13 protein-coding genes and 2 rRNA genes (1 of these 15 only partly in view) are annotated in these 18,198 nt (G+C 62.4%); 8 read left to right on the top strand and 7 right to left on the bottom strand.

Going from position 1 to position 18,198, the window contains the following annotated elements; genetic code table 11:
* From POS17_RS25735 to POS17_RS25715, 5 genes are all read left to right on the top strand, one after another.
* Nucleotides 1–1,753: ribosomal RNA gene (locus POS17_RS25735) — 23S ribosomal RNA — on the top strand; it begins 1,139 nt to the left of the window's first position.
* 138 nt (nucleotides 1,754–1,891) lie between these two features.
* A 5S ribosomal RNA gene (rrf, locus tag POS17_RS25730) occupies nucleotides 1,892–2,007 on the top strand.
* A 148-nt stretch (nucleotides 2,008–2,155) separates the two neighbouring features.
* Nucleotides 2,156–2,815 (top strand): paraquat-inducible protein A, encoded by a 660-nt coding sequence (locus tag POS17_RS25725; RefSeq protein WP_060841109.1) that lies wholly within the window; start codon nucleotides 2,156–2,158, stop codon nucleotides 2,813–2,815.
* Nucleotides 2,802–3,425, top strand: coding sequence for a paraquat-inducible protein A (locus POS17_RS25720; RefSeq protein ID WP_060841108.1), 624 nt, complete (start codon nucleotides 2,802–2,804; stop codon nucleotides 3,423–3,425). Before POS17_RS25725 ends, POS17_RS25720 begins: the two co-directional genes overlap by 14 nt.
* Entirely contained in the window at nucleotides 3,418–5,721 is a 2,304-nt protein-coding gene (locus tag POS17_RS25715) for a PqiB family protein (protein WP_060841107.1), read from the top strand. Before POS17_RS25720 ends, POS17_RS25715 begins: the two co-directional genes overlap by 8 nt.
* A gap of 156 nt (nucleotides 5,722–5,877) precedes the next feature.
* Here the strand turns inward: POS17_RS25715 and mksF are convergent, their stop codons facing one another.
* From mksF to mksB, 3 genes are read right to left on the bottom strand one after another with little or no spacing between them, the layout of a single operon-like run.
* Nucleotides 5,878–8,721, bottom strand: a complete 2,844-nt coding sequence (mksF, locus tag POS17_RS25710; RefSeq protein ID WP_060841106.1) for an Mks condensin complex protein MksF — start codon at nucleotides 8,719–8,721, stop codon at nucleotides 5,878–5,880.
* Complete coding sequence (gene mksE / locus POS17_RS25705) at nucleotides 8,718–9,425, bottom strand: Mks condensin complex protein MksE (RefSeq protein WP_047285462.1); 708 nt, start codon at nucleotides 9,423–9,425, stop codon at nucleotides 8,718–8,720. Before mksE ends, mksF begins: the two co-directional genes overlap by 4 nt.
* Nucleotides 9,415–10,692 carry an Mks condensin complex protein MksB gene (mksB, locus tag POS17_RS25700; RefSeq protein WP_060841105.1) on the bottom strand — a complete coding sequence of 426 codons (1,278 nt, stop codon included), beginning with the start codon at nucleotides 10,690–10,692 and terminating at the stop codon, nucleotides 9,415–9,417. The genes mksE and mksB overlap by 11 nt, the downstream gene beginning before the upstream one ends.
* Nucleotides 10,693–10,871: 179 nt before the next feature.
* Here mksB and POS17_RS25695 point away from each other — a divergent pair, with 179 nt between their 5' ends.
* Nucleotides 10,872–11,669, top strand: a complete 798-nt coding sequence (locus POS17_RS25695) for an energy transducer TonB (RefSeq protein WP_082729930.1) — start codon at nucleotides 10,872–10,874, stop codon at nucleotides 11,667–11,669.
* Nucleotides 11,666–12,118, top strand: a complete 453-nt coding sequence (rimI, locus tag POS17_RS25690) for a ribosomal protein S18-alanine N-acetyltransferase (protein WP_016963566.1) — start codon at nucleotides 11,666–11,668, stop codon at nucleotides 12,116–12,118. The genes POS17_RS25695 and rimI overlap by 4 nt, the downstream gene beginning before the upstream one ends.
* A gap of 120 nt (nucleotides 12,119–12,238) precedes the next feature.
* On the opposite strand, the gene POS17_RS25685 is transcribed toward rimI, so the two are convergent.
* Entirely contained in the window at nucleotides 12,239–12,571 is a 333-nt protein-coding gene (locus POS17_RS25685) for a hypothetical protein (RefSeq protein ID WP_060841103.1), read from the bottom strand.
* 152 nt (nucleotides 12,572–12,723) lie between these two features.
* Here POS17_RS25685 and can point away from each other — a divergent pair, with 152 nt between their 5' ends.
* Complete coding sequence (gene can, locus POS17_RS25680; RefSeq protein WP_060841102.1) at nucleotides 12,724–13,368, top strand: carbonate dehydratase; 645 nt, start codon at nucleotides 12,724–12,726, stop codon at nucleotides 13,366–13,368.
* Nucleotides 13,369–13,414: 46 nt separating this feature from the next.
* Here can and POS17_RS25675 read toward each other — a convergent pair whose 3' ends face one another.
* From POS17_RS25675 to POS17_RS25665, 3 genes are all read right to left on the bottom strand, one after another.
* Nucleotides 13,415–14,587: a hypothetical protein gene (locus POS17_RS25675; protein WP_060841101.1), complete on the bottom strand. Its 1,173-nt coding sequence runs from the start codon at nucleotides 14,585–14,587 to the stop codon at nucleotides 13,415–13,417.
* Between the two features lie 109 nt (nucleotides 14,588–14,696).
* The gene (locus tag POS17_RS25670; RefSeq protein WP_060841100.1) at nucleotides 14,697–16,307 is read right to left on the bottom strand and encodes a J domain-containing protein; all 1,611 of its coding nucleotides are present in this window, start codon (nucleotides 16,305–16,307) and stop codon (nucleotides 14,697–14,699) included.
* Between the two features lie 11 nt (nucleotides 16,308–16,318).
* A complete protein-coding gene (locus tag POS17_RS25665; protein WP_060841099.1) occupies nucleotides 16,319–18,016 on the bottom strand; it encodes a molecular chaperone HscC in 1,698 nt (565 codons plus the stop codon).
* Nucleotides 18,017–18,198: the final 182 nt, after the last annotated feature.

The following is an 18,198-nucleotide window of genomic DNA, read 5'->3' as shown; positions in this document are numbered from 1 at the left end:
TACACCGAAGCTACGGGTATCACGTAAGTGATGCGGTAGAGGAGCGTTCTGTAAGCCTGTGAAGGTGAGTTGAGAAGCTTGCTGGAGGTATCAGAAGTGCGAATGCTGACATGAGTAACGACAATGGGTGTGAAAAACACCCACGCCGAAAGACCAAGGTTTCCTGCGCAACGTTAATCGACGCAGGGTTAGTCGGTCCCTAAGGCGAGGCTGAAAAGCGTAGTCGATGGAAAACAGGTTAATATTCCTGTACTTCTAGTTATTGCGATGGAGGGACGGAGAAGGCTAGGCCAGCTTGGCGTTGGTTGTCCAAGTTTAAGGTGGTAGGCTGGAATCTTAGGTAAATCCGGGGTTCTAAGGCCGAGAGCTGATGACGAGTTACCTTTTAGGTGACGAAGTGGTTGATGCCATGCTTCCAAGAAAAGCTTCTAAGCTTCAGATAACTAGGAACCGTACCCCAAACCGACACAGGTGGTTGGGTAGAGAATACCAAGGCGCTTGAGAGAACTCGGGTGAAGGAACTAGGCAAAATGGCACCGTAACTTCGGGAGAAGGTGCGCCGGTGAGGGTGAAGGACTTGCTCCGTAAGCTCATGCCGGTCGAAGATACCAGGCCGCTGCGACTGTTTATTAAAAACACAGCACTCTGCAAACACGAAAGTGGACGTATAGGGTGTGACGCCTGCCCGGTGCCGGAAGGTTAATTGATGGGGTTAGCTAACGCGAAGCTCTTGATCGAAGCCCCGGTAAACGGCGGCCGTAACTATAACGGTCCTAAGGTAGCGAAATTCCTTGTCGGGTAAGTTCCGACCTGCACGAATGGCGTAACGATGGCGGCGCTGTCTCCACCCGAGACTCAGTGAAATTGAAATCGCTGTGAAGATGCAGTGTATCCGCGGCTAGACGGAAAGACCCCGTGAACCTTTACTATAGCTTTGCACTGGACTTTGAATTTGCTTGTGTAGGATAGGTGGGAGGCTTTGAAGCGTGAACGCCAGTTTGCGTGGAGCCATCCTTGAAATACCACCCTGGCAACTTTGAGGTTCTAACTCAGGTCCGTTATCCGGATCGAGGACAGTGTATGGTGGGTAGTTTGACTGGGGCGGTCTCCTCCTAAGGAGTAACGGAGGAGTACGAAGGTGCGCTCAGACCGGTCGGAAATCGGTCGTAGAGTATAAAGGCAAAAGCGCGCTTGACTGCGAGACAGACACGTCGAGCAGGTACGAAAGTAGGTCTTAGTGATCCGGTGGTTCTGTATGGAAGGGCCATCGCTCAACGGATAAAAGGTACTCCGGGGATAACAGGCTGATACCGCCCAAGAGTTCATATCGACGGCGGTGTTTGGCACCTCGATGTCGGCTCATCACATCCTGGGGCTGAAGCCGGTCCCAAGGGTATGGCTGTTCGCCATTTAAAGTGGTACGCGAGCTGGGTTTAGAACGTCGTGAGACAGTTCGGTCCCTATCTGCCGTGGACGTTTGAGATTTGAGAGGGGCTGCTCCTAGTACGAGAGGACCGGAGTGGACGAACCTCTGGTGTTCCGGTTGTCACGCCAGTGGCATTGCCGGGTAGCTATGTTCGGAAAAGATAACCGCTGAAAGCATCTAAGCGGGAAACTTGCCTCAAGATGAGATCTCACTGGGATCTTGAATCCCCTAAAGGGCCGTCGAAGACTACGACGTTGATAGGTTGGGTGTGTAAGCGCTGTGAGGCGTTGAGCTAACCAATACTAATTGCCCGTGAGGCTTGACCATATAACACCCAAGCAATTTGCTTAAGAAGCGAGTTGCGGTGTGTGAAGACGAAACAAACCGAAAGTTTGCAAACACACAAACCTATTACATACCCATTCGCTGGCACGTTGCACAAGCAACGGACTGGCTACCGAATTTCTTGACGACCATAGAGCGTTGGAACCACCTGATCCCATCCCGAACTCAGAAGTGAAACGATGCATCGCCGATGGTAGTGTGGGGTTTCCCCATGTGAGAGTAGGTCATCGTCAAGATTAAATTCCGAAACCCCAATTGCGAAAGCAGTTGGGGTTTTGTTTTTGCGCGTGGAAAAATTGCTCTTATTCGCAAACAAATTTGCACAGTTATTTTCGAATTGGAACACTAGAATAGCTGCTACTTTCTCCACTTCCAGAGCCTTCTATGCCAGATCCGGTTGACGCCCCCGGGTTGTCAGAATTACCACTGGACGACCTGGTTGCCTGCCATGAGTGCGATCTGCTGATGCGCAAGCCAGCGCTTGCTCTCGGCGAGAAGGCTCAATGCCCGCGTTGTGGCTATGAGCTCTACGCACACCGGCACAATGTCGTTGAGCGTAGCCTGGCTCTGGTGATCGCCGCCTTGTTGCTCTACATACCGGCGAACTTTCTTCCCATCATGCAGCTCAATCTATTGGGACAGTCTTCCGAAGATACCGTCTGGAGCGGCGTGCAAGGCCTGTTCGATACCGGTATGGAAGGCGTGGCACTGGTGGTGTTCCTGTGCAGCATGGGCATCCCCCTGATCAAGTTGATTTGCCAGCTCCTGGTCCTGTTGAGTATTCGCTGGGACTTCGGGCGCAGCTATGGCCTGCTGCTCTACCGCATCTATCACCACCTGCGTGATTGGGGAATGCTCGAGGTCTACCTGATGGGGGTGCTGGTGGCCATCGTCAAATTGGCTGACATGGCCTCCATCACCGTGGGCCTGGGCCTGGTGTGTTTCATCAGTCTGTTATTGGTGCAGGTCTGGCTGGAGGTGGTGATGTCGCCTCACCAGATCTGGCAAGCGTTATCGGGAGAGGATGTGCATGCGGGCGATTGATGCAGGCATTCTGATTTGTAGCGAATGTCACGAATTGAACCGGCAGGAAGCCGACAGCGACGAGCAGACCTGCACTCGTTGCGGAGCCCTGGTCCATCCCCGCCGTCCCAACAGCATCCTGCGTACCTGGGCGCTGCTGCTCACCGCCGCCATTCTCTATGTTCCGGCCAATCTGCTGCCGATCATGACGGTCAGCTCACTGGGCCAGGGCGACCCCAGCACCATCATGTCGGGGGTTATCCAACTGGTGCAGCACGGCATGTTTCCCATTGCCGCGGTAGTATTTGTCGCCAGTATCCTGGTGCCCACCTTCAAGCTGGTGGGCATTGCTCTGTTGTTGTTCTCGGTGCAGCGCCACCAGCCACTGTCGGCACGGCAACGGATCATCATGTACCGCTTTATCGAGTTCATCGGTCGCTGGTCGATGCTGGATATCTTTGTCATCGCCATCCTGGTGGCGGTGGTCAACTTTGGACGGCTGGCCAGCATCGAAGCCAATCTCGGAGCGGTCGCCTTTGCCAGTGTGGTGATTCTGACCATGCTGGCCGCAGTAACTTTCGATCCCCGACTGATCTGGGATAACACGGAGTCGGACGACGACCATGAGTGATTTGCCTACCGCCAAAACCCGCCCGGCCTCCAATTGGTCAGCCATCTGGGTACTGCCCCTGATCGCCCTGATCATCGGTGGCTGGCTGGGCTGGCGTGCCTACAGCCAGACCGGCATCGAGATCCAGTTGCGCTTTGAAAGCGGCGAGGGGATCCAGGCCAACAAGACCGAAGTGGTCTACAAAGGCATGCCCGTGGGCAAGGTCAAGACCCTGGCCCTGGACGATGAGGGCAACTCCAAGGGCGTGATCGCCACGGTCGAGATGAACAAGGACGTCGAACAGTACCTGAAGACCAACACCCGCTTCTGGCTGGTCAAGCCCAGTGTCAGCCTGGCCGGCATCACCGGATTGGAAACCCTGGTTTCCGGCAACTACATCGCGGTCAATCCCGGCGATGGCGAGCCTGCGCGCAAATTCAAGGCCCTGGCCGAAGAGCCGCCGTTATCGGACGCCAAGCCCGGCCTGCACCTGACCATCAAGGCCGAACGCCTGGGCTCGTTGAACCGCGGCAGCCCGGTGTTCTACAAGCAGATCCAGGTCGGACAGATCAAAAGTTTCCTGCTTTCCGAAGACCAGAACACGGTCGAGCTCAAGGTCTATATCGAGCCCACCTACGCCAACCTGGTGCGCAAACACACGCGTTTCTGGAACGCCAGCGGCATCAGCATCGACGCCAACCTGTCCGGGGTCAAAGTGCGCAGCGAGTCCCTGTCCAGCATCGTCGCCGGCGGTATCGCCTTTGCCACGCCGGAAAACCGCAAGGACAGCCCGCCTACCGACCCAAGCCTGCCGTTCCGGCTCTATGAGGATTTCGACGCCGCCCAGGCCGGGATCCGGGTCAAGGTCAAGCTCACCGATTTCGAAGGGCTGCAAGCCGGACGTACCCCGGTGATGTACAAGGGCATCCAGGTGGGCAGCCTGAAAGCGCTGAAGGTCGACTCCGATCTCACCAGCGCCACCGCCGAGCTGACCCTCGATCCGCTGGCCGAGGACTACCTGGTCCAGGGTACCCAGTTCTGGACCGTCAAACCCTCCATCTCCCTGGCCGGCATCACCGGCCTGGAGGCGCTGGTCAAAGGCAACTACATCGCCATTCGCCCCGGCGACAAGGGCGCTGCGCCCCAGCGCGAGTTCGAGGCCCGGGCCAAGGCCCCGCCTCTGGACCTTCGAGCTCCGGGCCTGCACATGGTGCTGTTCACCGACAACCTTGGCTCCCTGGATGTGGGCAGCCCGATCCTCTACAAGCAGGTCAAGGTCGGCTCGGTGCAGAGCTATCAGTTCTCTCACACCCGCAAGCAAGTGGTGATCGGCGTCCATATCGAGAAAGAGTACGAGTCGCTGGTCAACGGTTCGACCCGTTTCTGGAACGTCAGCGGCATCACCCTCACGGGCGGCCTCACTGGCGGCATCCAGATCAAGAGCGAGTCGCTGCAAAGCCTGATGGCCGGTGGTATCGCCTTCGAGACGCCGCTGCCCAACGTGCCGCTGAAAAAGCGCATTCCGCGTTTCCGTCTGTTCGCCAACCAGGAAGAAGCGGCGCAGCGCGGCATCCTGGTCAACATCAAGGTCGATCGCGCCGATGGGCTGCGTGCCGGCACGCCGGTGCGCTTCAAGGGCCTGGATGTGGGCAAGCTGGAGGAAGTGACCCTCAGCGCCGACCTGCAATCAGTGATGCTCAAGGCGCGCATCACCGAAGTGCCCGAGCGTATCGCCCGGGTCGGCAGCCAGTTCTGGGTGGTCAAGCCGGAACTGGGGCTGATGAAGACCTCCAACCTGGAAACCCTGGTTACCGGTCAATACATCGAGGTCCAGCCCGCCGCAAAGAACCAGGGTGTGCAAACCAGTTTCGTCGCCTTGCCGCAGCCGCCGGAGGCCAGCGTTGCTGAAGCGGGTCTGAGCCTGGTACTGAGCGCGGCGCGCCGTGGTTCGCTGAAAGTGGGGGTGCCGGTGACCTACCGCGAAGTGACGGTGGGCAAGGTGACCGGCTACGAGCTGGGCCAGACGGCTGACCGGGTACTGATCCACATCCTCATCGAACCCAAGTACGCGCCGCTGATTCGCGGTGGTACGCGGTTCTGGAACAGCAGCGGATTTGGCGTGGACTTTGGCCTGTTCAAGGGCGCCACAGTGCGTACCGAGTCCCTGGAAACCCTGATCCAGGGCGGTATCGCCTTCGCCACCCCGGATGGCGAGCGCATGGGCAACCCGGCCCGCCCGCAACAGACCTTCCCGCTGTTCGACAAGTTCGAAGATGAATGGCTGACCTGGGCGCCCAAGATCCCCCTCGGCAAATAACCCTCTCGTAGGAGCCGGCTTGCCGGCGAAGAGGTCCTCAAGTCCGGCGTTCTTCCAGAGGACGCCTTCGCTGGCAAGCCAGCTCCTACAAAAGCTATCCAATAAAAAAGGCCGCGCTCCCAAGAGCGCGGCCTTTTACGTTGCAGCGTTACCCAGTCAGACTTCGTCCAGTTCCGCTTCTGCTTCGGGTTCCACGTTCAGAATTGCCTTGACCTGATCGTGACGGCGGATGAACTTCCAGTCCGCCTCGTCGATGTAGATGCCGTTTGGCCCGCTGCCGCCTTCCAGGTCGATGGCCACCTGGGCCGACACCTGCGGCTTCACACTGGCCAGGATCGGCACGAAGCCCAGCTGCAGGCTGGTTTCCAGCAGCGCTGCCTGGTTGCGTTCGTCGATGTCCGCCGCTTCGTCGAGGTAGTAGGGCAGACGGATGCGCCCGGCCTGGTCGCGGTCCATCAAGTGCAGCAACAGGTACATGTTGGTCAGCGCCTTGATGGTCATGGTGGTGCCGTTGGACGCCGCGCCATCGATGTCGGTGTGGATCACCGGCTGGCCATTGACCTTGGTGATCTCGAACGCCAGCTCGAACAGGTCCTTCAGGCCCAATTGGTTGTGGTTGGCCGCTACCAGCCGCGCCAGGTACTCCTTGGCCTCTTCGTTCTTGTTGTCCTGCTCGGCGCTCTGGCTCAGGTCGAACACCGACAGGGTCTCGCCTTCCTCGTACTGGCCGGCGCTGTGGATGATCTGGTCGATGTGCTTGAGGGCTTCCTTGTTCGGCGCCAGGACGATGCGGAAGCTCTGCAGGTTGGACACCTGGCGCTTGTTGATCTCGCGGTTGAACAGCGCCAGCTGGTGTTCCAGGCTGTCGTAGTCACTGCGGATATTGCGCAGGGTCCGGGCGATATCGGTCACCGCCGCGCGGCGCGCCTTGCCCAGGGTCAGGGCTTCGTCGGTGCGGTGGGCATAGGCGTTGATCAGCAGTTGCAGGCGGCGCTCGACGTCATCCTCGCTGTCGAACTTGGCCACGCCCTTCAGGCGCACTTGGGCATACAGCGCCTCGATCTGCCCGTCGACCCGCTGCAGGCCCTGCCAGCTGTCCTGGTAGTCGTTGAGCAGTGGCAGCAGGTTGTCCATGGAGTCGTCCACCGGATCCATGAACGGCGTGCCGAACGGCAGGTCCGCCGGCAGCAACTGACGGCGGCGCAGGGCGTCGTCGAGGGTGCGCTGCTTGGCTTCCATGTCGGCGATCTGCCGGCCCACCAGTTGCAGCTTGGCGGACAGTTGCTGGACGCGTTCGGTGAAGGCATCGCTGGAGCGCTTGAGTTCGTCCTGGGCGGCTTCCATCTGCGCCAGCTGTTCCAGCTTCTCGCCTTCCTCGGCGCTCAGGGTCTGGGCACGGCGGAAGTCTTCCAGGGCCTTCTGCGCATCCAGTACCTGCTGGTACAGGGCTTCGGTCTGGGTCTTGCTCGCGGCGCGGTCGGCGGCCACGGCGGCCTGGGTCTTGAGCTGCTTGAGTTCTTTTTCCAGACGCTCTTTCTGATCCCGCAGGGCGGCGCGGTCGGCCAGGGCCTGCAAGGCTGGCGGCTCGATGTGGGAGATGTCGATGGTCAACCCCGGCACTTCGAAACGCTCGCCCTTGAAGCCGTCGAGGATCAGCTCCACCGACTTCACCCACTCGCCGTTGTCGTCCAGGGTAATGCCATGCTCGCCCAGGGGCAGGCTGAACAGCGCGCTGTTGAACAGGCGCATCAGGCGCTCCACGTCCTGCTGGGAGAACTCCTCGCGCAGGCGGGCGTAGCTGTTGTTGTCAGCGTGATCGAGCTGCTGCTTGACCGACTTCAGGCGTTTTTCCAGATCCCGCAGGCGTTCTTCCAGGTCTTCGGCGGAGAACTGCCGGGACTGGGCCAGGGCGCCGGCCAGTTCATCGTGGGCATCCTTGGCCGCCAGCAGTTGCTGTTCCAGGACCTTGACGTCATCCACCAGGGCGAAGCGGTGCTTGAGCACCGACAACTCACCGAGCCAGCGCTGGGTGCCGGTGATTTCCCGTTCCAGGCGCATCATTTCCTGGGTGCTGCTGCGCTGGTCGTTCTGCAGCGCGTCCTGCTCATTACGGTAGTGCTCGGCCTGGATGGTCAGCTCTTCCTTGCGCGCGCCGGCGTAGTCCGACCAGGTGCCCAGCAGCGAATCCAGCAGCGGCGACAGGCGGTGCAGCTTGCCCCGCAGAATGTCCCGCTGCTTTACGCCGTTGGCCAGGGCTTCCACCAGAGGGCCGGCGGCCACCAGGGAGTTGTAGTCCTGCTCCATACGCCGCACATCGCGGAAGGCTTCGTCGCAGGCGGCGATGTAGTCGACGCTGCCGGAGCGCAGGCTGTGCTCGAAGGCATCGAGGAACAGCTGCTTGAGCTTGGCCGCGGTGATTTCGCGCATGTGCAGCAGGTTGATGAACAGCGCGCGGAAGGTTTTCAGGCTCTGTTCGCTGGTGGAGCGCAGCGGGATCAGGGTCAGGTCCAGGGGGATCGAGGTGTGGCCGCCCACCAGCAGGCGTCGCAGTTCATCGGGCTTGAGCTCATAGGCCTTCAGGCCCTGGCGCTCCAGGTTGGTGAACAGCTCTTTCTGCCGCAGGCAGGTGTCGTCCTTCTGGTAATGCGCCAGGTCCAGCTGGCCGGCGTAGGCGAAGAACTGGTGGCCGAAGCCGCCGCCCGGGCCGCGTCCGACCACGCCGATCACATGGGGGCCGTGGGGCAGCGAGACTTCCACCAGGATGTAACTGGTGTCGGAGGCGAAGTAGAAGCGCCGGGACTGTTCCAGGCTGTACTTGCCGAAGCTCATGTCCGACATGCGCGCCAGGATCGGGAATTGCAGGGCGTTGATCGACGCCGACTTGCCCAGGTTGTTGGCCCCGTAGACCGACAGCGGCTCTTCCAGGGGGAACAGGCCCAGGCTGTAGCCGGCGGTGTTCAGTAGGGCAAAGCGGCGGATGCCGTAGCGTTCCTTGCTCATGCGTCGAGCTCCTGTTCTTCGGCGATGGCCCGGGCCAGCGCGTCTTCTTCACTTTCTTCGGACTCGTCGAATTCGCTCAGGTCCAGCGGGTCATCGGTCTGCAGCAGTTTTTCGTCGCTGTCGTCGTCCACCAGTACCGGGGTCGGCAGCGGCAGCACGCTGTGCAGGCTGGCGGCCAGGTCGCGGTCCTGCTGCACCGACAGGCAGACATCGAGGAAACGGTGCATCGGCGGCAGGAAGCGGTAGATGCCCGGCTCCTCGGCGGCGAAACCCAGCTGGGTCATGCGGCGCATGATTTTCTCTTCCAGCTCTTCCTGGGTCTGCACTTCGGCCTGGATGAACAGGTCACGGTATTTCTCCAGCAGCGACGGCAGTTCGTCACGGCCGAGGCTGCCGCCATCGAGCACGGCGATCGGGTCGCGGCCCTGGTCGGCCAGGTGCTCCACCAGGATGAAGGTGAACAGCGCCAGGCGCTGCGCGGTCTTGTTCACCTGGGCGGCGGCGTTGTCCGGCACGAAGTAGTAGAAACCCCGGGTGTCGCACACCAGCTCGAAGCCCAGGGCCTTGAACAGAGTGCGGTACTGGTCCTGGAAGTTCGACAGCTGAGCGTACAGCTCCGGGTCGCGGCGGCTGACGTGGTAACCCTTGAACAGCTCGCGGAAGATCGGCGCCAGCTGGGACAGTTCGGAAAGATCAAGATGCATTGGCGTTGCTCGCAGAATGCTCGGCGGCGTCATCGCGGGCCGAGAGCAGGGCGAAGGAGCGCAGGCTGACCTGATGCTCCTGGGTGTGGTAGTCGCGGCGTTCGAGGCGCTCGCGCTTGAAGCGTTTTTCCCGCGACAGGCGCGAGAACCAGTACAGCAGTTCGTCGGTGGCGCCATCCGGCTCCTGGTCCAGCAGCCAGCTCATCAGGTCCGGCATCGGCAGGGCGTCTTCGCAGCGTTCGAGCATTTCCCGAACCGTGCGCGGCGCCTTGGGTGCCAGGCCCTTGTGGGTCTTGTGGGCCTTGGGGAAGCGCGCCGGCTTGGGCTCGAAGCGGGCCAGGGCGTAGACATAGGCTTCCACCTGGCCGGAGCTGCCGAGAAAGGTGCTCTGCGGGCGGGTAAACATCGGCATCGCCGCCTGGGGCACCGCGTCGATGCCCTTGCGCCGGATGGCCGCCAGGGCCAGGGCCGCGCCACGGGTCACGGCGTTGTGCCGGCGGGCTTCCTCACGCAGCGGCAGCAGCAGTTCCCGGGCGTGGCGCAGGGTCAGCTGGGCGCTGGTCTGCATTTCCAGGATCCGCGCGTGGGTGCGCAGCAGCATGTCGTCGTCCACCAGGTGGCCCAGGCGCTGCTGCTCGGTGAGCAGGCGCAGCAGGACGTTTTCCACCTTGCGCACGCCTTGTTCGAAGGCGCCGTCGGCGTTCACCAGCTGGATCATCGGTTCGACGTATTCGTCCCAGGTGGCCAGCACCTCGGCGTAGCGCTGGCGCAGGGGAATCTGCCGGTCGCTGGTCTTGGCCCGCTCGGCCACGGCCACCAGGGCCTGTTCGTCGTTGGCGAGCTTCTTCAGGACATCGCGCACGCGCATGTCCAGCAGCCGCAGCTGGCGCGCCAGGTCGTTGCCGTCGCGCACGTCGAAGGCGTCCTGGATGTACCCGGCCAGACGCTCCAGGTGGCGCAGGTAGGCTTCGATCTCCAGGCACAGGCCCAGGCGGTGCTCACGGCGCAGGTAGGCGAGGAAGTCGTGGATCTGTGCATTGAGCTCGAAACGGTTCGGGCTTTTCGCCACCGGGACCAGGATGTCCAGGCGTATCCATACGTCCAGCAGGTGGGTGATGTCCTGGGGCGTGCTGTCCAGTTGTTGGGCAGCCAGCTGTGAACGCAGTTCGGCAAGACTCAGGGTGCCTTGGTCGAAGTGCTCGCACAGCGGCTCCAGAAGTGCCCAGTGTTCGGCGAGGGCGCGCAAGACGCGCTTGGGTTCGATCATCGGAATGGCCGGCTGGTTGGCAATGAAAAGCGGCGATTGTACTGCATCAGGGGGCCGACGATTCACCCCCGGACCCAGGTATGAGACGGACTGTCGCTTTTGCGCGCAATCAACAGCAGGCGATCTTTGGCGAAGGACGGTAGAATCCCCCACCTCAGTTATCCACAAGTGGCCGACCTTTGCTTATCGAGTCCCGTCGTCGCGCTTATCTGTCCGCCATGCAGGTGGTCAGCTGGCTGCCGCGCAGCGAATTGCCCTTTGCCGCCCCTTCGCGTCCTGAATTGCTGACCTTGCCGGAACCCGAGGTGCAGGCCCCGCCTGCCCCTGTGGTCGAGGCCAAGGCCCCGGCGGCGGCTGCAAGGACCGTCGAACGGCCGAAAATCGAGGTGCCGCGTCCGTCCACCGCGCCTGCAAAGTCAGCCAGCAAGCCAGTGGCCGAGGGCGAAGAAGCCCCGGCCCCGGTGGTCAAGGCGCCGGTGGTACCGCCGCCGCGTTTTGCCTTGCAGTTGCTGCGGGCCGGCCGTTGCCTGCTGCTGGTGGAGTTACCCACAGGCGAAGCCTTCCAGAGCCGCGACCCGGTCTACTTGCTGCTCAAGGACATGCTGCGCGCCGCCGGCCTGCCGGACAGCCCGCAGATCCTCGCCGAGCCGGTGCGCTGGCCGATGCTGACCCGGGGCAACCTCGACCAGGGGCCGGAAGCCGCCCGGGATTTCGTCCAGGCCTTTGTCGGCGTGCGCATCGAAGAGGAGCCCTGCGTCTGCCTGTGGCTGATCGGTCTGCCGGCCGTACGTTTCGCCGGGGAAGCCAACGCCGAATCCTACAACCGTGAACTGCAGGTCGAAGGCCTGGGGTCGGCCTGGGCCTTGCCCGGCCTGGAACTATTAATGGAAGAGCCACAGCGTAAGGCTGATGTCTGGCAAGCCATGCGTCGGCTGATGGCGCGCTGGAAACACACTGATGAGCAGAATGACCGATGAGTGACGCGTTGACCTTCCGTCTGGCCACCGAGGCGGACCTGGATGCCATCCTGAAAATCGAATATGCCGCGTTCAGTCACCCCTGGACCCGGGGCATTTTCATGGATGCCTTCAAGTCCTACGAAGTCTGGCTGATGTTCGAAGGCAGCCAGCAAGTGGGCCACGGGGTCATCCAGGTGATCATCGACGAAGCCCATCTGCTGAACATCACCGTCAAGCCGGAAAGCCAGGGCCGCGGCCTGGGCCTGCGGCTGCTGGAAGAGCTGATGAAGCGCGCCTACCAGAAGAATGCCCGGGAGTGCTTCCTCGAAGTGCGCTCCAGCAACCAGACCGCCTATCGGCTGTATGAGCGTTACGGCTTCAATGAAGTGGGCCGGCGCCGCGACTATTACCCGGCCGTGGGTGGCCGCGAAGATGCCCTGGTGATGGCCTGCACCCTGGTCGACTGAACCTTGAAACGGCACGTGCTGTAGGCGACGGCGCCATTCCCGGCGCTGCATGGCTTGCGGGCCTCTTCGCCAGCAAGCCGGCTCCTGCGGGAGAGGGCGTCATTAAATGTGGCGCCGAACTCAGGGTTTGCCGTCCAGCGGGTCGCGACGTGCCAGTTCGGCTTCATCCAGACCGCTGCCACCGCCAATGTCCGTGGCATCGACAATACTCAAGTCCCAGTCGGCGGGTTTATCGGCCCCGACTTCCCGGGCAGAACGGGCCCCATCCTCGCGGATCAGGGTTTCCGGGCTCAGGTCGTCGTCGCTGGAGCCGTCGCTGGTGAGGCCGGTGCTGCTTGCGGGGCCGGGTTCGTCGTCATCGAAATGCAACTCCTCCATGGACCCCATGCGATCCTGATCATCGTCGATCGGCTCGGGCTGGGGCGCGCTGAAGGGGCGTCGTGATTCGGTCATGGCGATTGCTCATACTTTTAGGGGCTTGCAGGGTGGACCCACAGCCCCGGCGAAGATTCCCCGGCAGGGATAACCGGTATCTGCAGTCATTGGCGTGACCCCGACGGGCACTCGTCTGTCAAAGCTGCGCATCATTCTTGAGGCTTCACAGCATGAACGAACTACAAGATCTGATTGATAACAACGCGCGTTGGGCCGAAGCGATCAAGCAGGAAGACCCGGAATTCTTCTCCAAGCTGGCCCGCCAGCAGACTCCGGAGTACCTGTGGATCGGCTGCTCGGACGCCCGGGTGCCGGCCAACGAGATCGTCGGCATGTTGCCGGGCGACCTGTTTGTGCACCGTAACGTGGCCAACGTCGTGCTGCACACCGACCTCAATTGCCTGTCGGTGATCCAGTACGCGGTGGATGTACTCAAGGTCAAACACATCCTGGTCACCGGCCACTATGGTTGCGGTGGCGTGCGCGCCTCGATGCAGGATCGCCAGTTTGGCCTGATCGATGGCTGGCTGCGTTCGATTCGTGACCTGTACTACGAGCACCGCGAGGCGCTGGCGCAACTGGCCACTGAAGAAGAACAGGTCGACCGCCTGTGCGAGCTGAACGTGATCCAGCAAGTGGCCAACGTCGGCCACACCAGCATCGTGCAGAACGCCTGGCATCGCGGGCAGAGCCTGTCGATCCACGGTTGCATCTACGGGATCAAGGACGGTCGCTGGAAGAGCCTGAACGCGACCATCAGTGGTTTCGAACAGCTGCCACCGCAATATCGCCTGCGTCCCCTCGGCGCGGTCTGAACGCGCCCTGGCCGCTGCGTGAAGGCGCAGCGGCCAGCGGCGGACCTCAGAGGTGCGGCACCTCGGTGCTTGGCGCCGGTGCCGGGGCCTTGAGCTGGTTGAGCTGGGTCTTGACCGGTGCACTGGTGCACTTGGCCGCGGCCTGCTGCTCGGTCAGCTTGCGTACCGAGGTGTAGAACAGCTCGCAGGTCTGCTCTTTCTGGGTCACCTGCCAGGTCTGGGTGCAACTGCTGAGCAGGGTGCTCGGATCTGTTCCCGGCTTGCTGCCCATGCCGGCCTGCCAGCAGGCCGCGCTCAAATCCTGCCCCATGACTTTCAACCCGGCGGCGTCGGCCTTGGCCTCGTCGTTGTCATAGTTGGCCGGGTCCGCCGCGTACCAGATGTAGCTCGGGTGGTTGGCACCCAGGACCGGCACCTTCACCCCTTCGCTGGGGCTGATCTGCGCCAGGCCCAGCACATTCACCGTCACCCCGTATTGCTGCTTGAGCCAGTTACGCACCGGCGCCCCGAAAGCCACCATCGGCAGGGCTGCGCCGCTGGCGTTCTGGCTGACCTGCTTGACCATGCTGGTCTGGTAGCTGTTGAAGTAGCCGTAGACCCCTTCCAGGCTCTTGCCGGCGCTGGAGGGCGCGGCGATCGGCGCGATATCGACGATGGTCTGGTAGGCCGGAGTCTGCTCGGCGGCGATGCCGTTGACGGTGAGCAGCGAAGCCCAGCGGTCGGTGGTGGCCGACTCCAGGTAGTCCTGGTAGTGGGTCAGCGAATAATCCGGCGGGAAGTGCAGCAGCTCCACACTCTTGCGGTTTTCCAGGGCCATGCCCAGGGGCAGGAACAGGTACCAGCTGAAATCCCAGTGACCGTCCTTATTGAGCTGGCTGGCGCCCTTGTAGGCCAGGTCGCCGGCATCCAGCAGGGCGCTCAGGGGCTTGTCGTAGCCCTGGGGCACGCCGCTGATGGAGGCCAGGACCTTGTCGCCGGCGGTTTTCACGCTGACCTTGGCCGCGCTGTAGCCATCGCGCTGCACGCTTTGGGTCAGGTAGTGAGCCACCGTCTCCTCCAGGGTCCAGTTGCGATAGCAGATCACGTTGCAGTTGTTGGGGTAGGCGAAGAGTTGGGTGACGCGCTGGGGGCTGCCCAGGTCGACCTCGACATCGGCCATGACGCTGGTGCTCAACGCGGCGGCCGCCAGGGCCAGGGAGATTCCTGCGAATTTGAACATGCTCAGATCCTTTTCAGCGTGAACCCCTCCACGGGGGCTGTTCATACTGAAACACCGCCGTGGATAGAGAAAGACAGCGGATAAAAAATCTGCCCCCCTTGTGCAGGCCTCAGCCCGGTATCAGCCGGGTCAGCGGGAAGGCCGGGTAGAACACCTGGCAAGCCCGGATGACAGCCACCATCAGCACCAGGAAAACCGGTTGCCAGGGACTGAAATGCGACCAGTGCAAGACGCTCAGCCAGGGATGCTTGAGCCTGAATGCTTCGCTGACATGGCCGATGCGCTTGTGGTGCAGGACGCCGATCAGGGTAAAGCCCAGGTACGTCAGCATCCCCAGCAGGCCGAGCAGGCTGGCGAACAGCGCCAGCAAGGCCAGGAAAGGCACACCGTGGCGCAGCAGTCTTCGAGAAGGAGGCCTGTGCAGCTGTTTCGGTAGCAGGCGTTCGCTCAGCCACAGGTCCAGATCCAAGAAGCGCAGCGCCACGGCGTTCCAGGCGCACAGGGCCGACAATCCGAGCACCGCCACCAGCCAGCCGCACAAGGCCGCCATGATGGCCGCCAGCACCGGTGGGTCGTGGCGTTCCTGAATGAAAAAGAGGGTGAACGCCAGCGCGATGCCGGCCCAGGCCCGCACCCATGTTTCCCCTGTGGTGGAGGGTTGGGGCATGAATTTCTGCCAATAGAACACGTCACTCTGGGGCAGGCGCTCGATCAGTTGCGGAAAGCGCCAGGTCAGGGTCTGCGCCAGCTGCTGGCAGGCTTGCCATTCATTCTGGGTAAAACCGCGGGTGAGATTGCGCTGCTGGCGCGGGGACAGCGGCTTGGCGAGCAGTTGCGCCGCCAGTACCTCAGGTGCCCAGCTGTGTTCCTGCTGCAGCTTGTTTTGCAGGTCCTGGTAGAAGGTTTCCTGCTGACAGCGCTGGACCAACTGGTGCCAGATCCAGGCCGGCTCCGGGATGGCGCCCCGTTGTTCATCCCAGCCGAACGCCTGGCACACCCGTTCGAACAGGGGCACGCTCCACTGTTGCTCGTTGAGTAGCATCAGCACCGTGCTTTGCCATTGCAGGCGGTGATCGAAAATCTGCAGCCACAGCTGTTCGCTGTAGTGGGTCAACTGCGCGAGGAACGCCCGTTCCTGGTTGGCTTGCAGCGGCTCTTCCAGGGTCTGGCGGTAATGCTCCAGCAGGGCATCGACCAGCGAGCACTGTTGCGCGTCGCTCATCGACAGGCTTTGCCAGGGTGTCAGCCATTCCAGATGTTGAACCGCCCACTCAACCAGGGGCGCGCGTTGTTGGGGGTGGCTGCAACAGTGCTCCAGCAGCCGGTTCTGGAAGTCCTGGGCGCAGCGTTGAGCCTGAGCTTGCGTCCAGCGTTGCGGCAGGTTCTCCAGGGTCAGGCCCTTGAGCAGGGCCTGTGCCGGCGTTGGCGCGACAGCGGCTGTTGGCTGCGGCACCAGGGACGGGCTCATCTCAACCAGCCCCGACCAGGCCTGCAGGTTGTCCCCAGGCAGAGCCGCGGCGACGGGCTCGGGACAACCGTCGTCGGCTTCGTCCTCCCGCCAGCGAGCCAGTTGCAGCGCCCGCTCATAAGCCTCGCGCAGGCGCTGGAAGCCTTCGGCATCCTCATCGGGGCGGGTGCTTTTCAGGCGTTTGGCATAGCTGCGCTTGATGCTGCGCTCATCGGCATCGTCCGGCAGTTCCAGCAGGGCCCAACAATCCATGTCGCCGCTCCTCAGTGCCAGTGGCCGTTTTCCAGTCTCTGCAGCTGTTCACTGAGCTGGTTGCGCACTTCGCGGATCTTGCGCTCGTCCTGGGTGTCCAGCACTTGCTGGAACTGCCCGGCCCAGTAGCCGATCTGTTCGCGCAACTCCCCCAGGCTTTCCTGATACAGGCGTTCCAGGCGGGCACTGAGCAAGGTGTTGACCTGCTGGTCGCGGGGATGAACCTTGAGTTGCTCCAGGGCCTTGAGCCGCTCCTGGATTTCTTCCGGGGTCAGCACGCCGGGGTTGTTCTCGATCACCAGGGAACGGCTTTCACCGGTCAGGGGAATGCTCACCTGGGCTTCCAGCAGGCCGTTGATGTCGTAGGTGAAACGCACGTCCAGCGAGACTTCGCCGGCCGGGCGCTTGGGCACCTGCATTTCCAGCTGTCCGAGGGCGACGTTGTCGCGCACCAGGCGGCTCTCGCCCTGGAAGATCTTCAGCAGCACCTGCTCCTGGTTGTCGTGCAAGGTTTGCACGGTCTTGACCCGGCTCACCGGCACCACGCTGTTGCGCTCGATGATCGGCAGGTAATGCCCGCCCTCGATCTGGTTGCCGTACTGCTGGGAGGTTTCGATGCCCAGGGTGTAGGAGCAGACGTCGGTCAGCACCACTTCCTCCAGGGCTGCGGAGCGTGCCTTGAGGGCGGCCTGGACCGCCGCGCCCTGGGCCACCACTTCGTCGGGGTCGAGGCTGATGGACGGAAAGCGCCCGAACAGCCCCGCCGCCAGCTTGCGCACCAGGGGCATGCGGGTGGCGCCGCCCACCAGGAGGATTTCATCCAGGTCGCTGACGCGGATCCGCGCATCGCGCAGCGCCCGCTCGATGGGAGCCCGCAGGCGTTCCAGCAGGGGCGTGTAGAGGGTCGCCAGCTGCGCCTGGGTGATGGTCTGGGTCCATTGCCGGCCATCGACGCGCAGGCTGAACTCGGCGCTGGGCTCCTGGCCCAGGGCACGGCGTACCCGTTCGGCTTCGCGGCGCAGGGCCTGGAGCACGCTCTGGCGCTCGGGAAAGTCCGCCGCCCGGCCTTGCTGTTCGATGAAGTGCTCCAGCAGCAGGCTGTCGAAATCCTCGCCGCCGAGGAAGTTGTCGCCGGCGCTGGCGCGGACTTCCATGACCCCGTCGAACAGCTCCAGGATCGACACGTCGAAGGTGCCGCCACCGAGGTCGAAGACCAGGAACGAGGTTTCCTTGTCGCGCTGGTGCAGGCCGTAGGCCAGGGCCGCGGCGGTGGGCTCGTTGATCAGCTTTTCCACCTTGAGCCCGGCCAGCTCGCCGGCGATCCGCGTGGCCTTGCGCTGGGCGTCGCTAAAATAGGCCGGCACGCTGATCACCGCTTCTTCCACCGGCTCGCCGTAGCAGCGCTCGACGTCCTCCTTGAGGCTCTTGAGCACCAGGGCCGAGAGTTCTTCCGGGCGAAACAGACGATCCCCCAGACGCACTTCGGTGGCGCTGCCCATGTAGCGCTTGAACAGTGCGGTGGTCAGGTGCGGGTGGGTGTGCAGGCGCTCCTTGGCGGCTTGCCCCACCAGGACCCGGCCCTCATCGTCCAGACCCACCACGCTGGGGGTAAGGAGCTGGCCCAGGGCGTTGGGCACCAGCTCGCTGGCGGTGTCGCGCCAGACCGCCACCAGACTGTTGGTGGTCCCCAGGTCGATGCCTACGATCATGACGACGAACTCCCTTTCCAATCGGAAAACTGATGAAACAAATAAGTGGCGCGCAGGATATTACCCGCCGGGTGGATGGGTAAAGTGCGTGATGTCACATGGCTATTATTGGCGCCGTTGCCGCAGAGCCGAAGCCGGTCTTGAGCTTCGGTCCTGCGGGGGCTGGTGGGCCCGTTGCGGGC

The sequence above is a fragment of the Pseudomonas sp. Os17 genome, from assembly GCF_001547895.1.
In the GTDB taxonomy this organism is placed as follows: Bacteria; Pseudomonadota; Gammaproteobacteria; order Pseudomonadales; family Pseudomonadaceae; genus Aquipseudomonas.
This window is presented reverse-complemented; position numbering and strand designations above follow the sequence as displayed.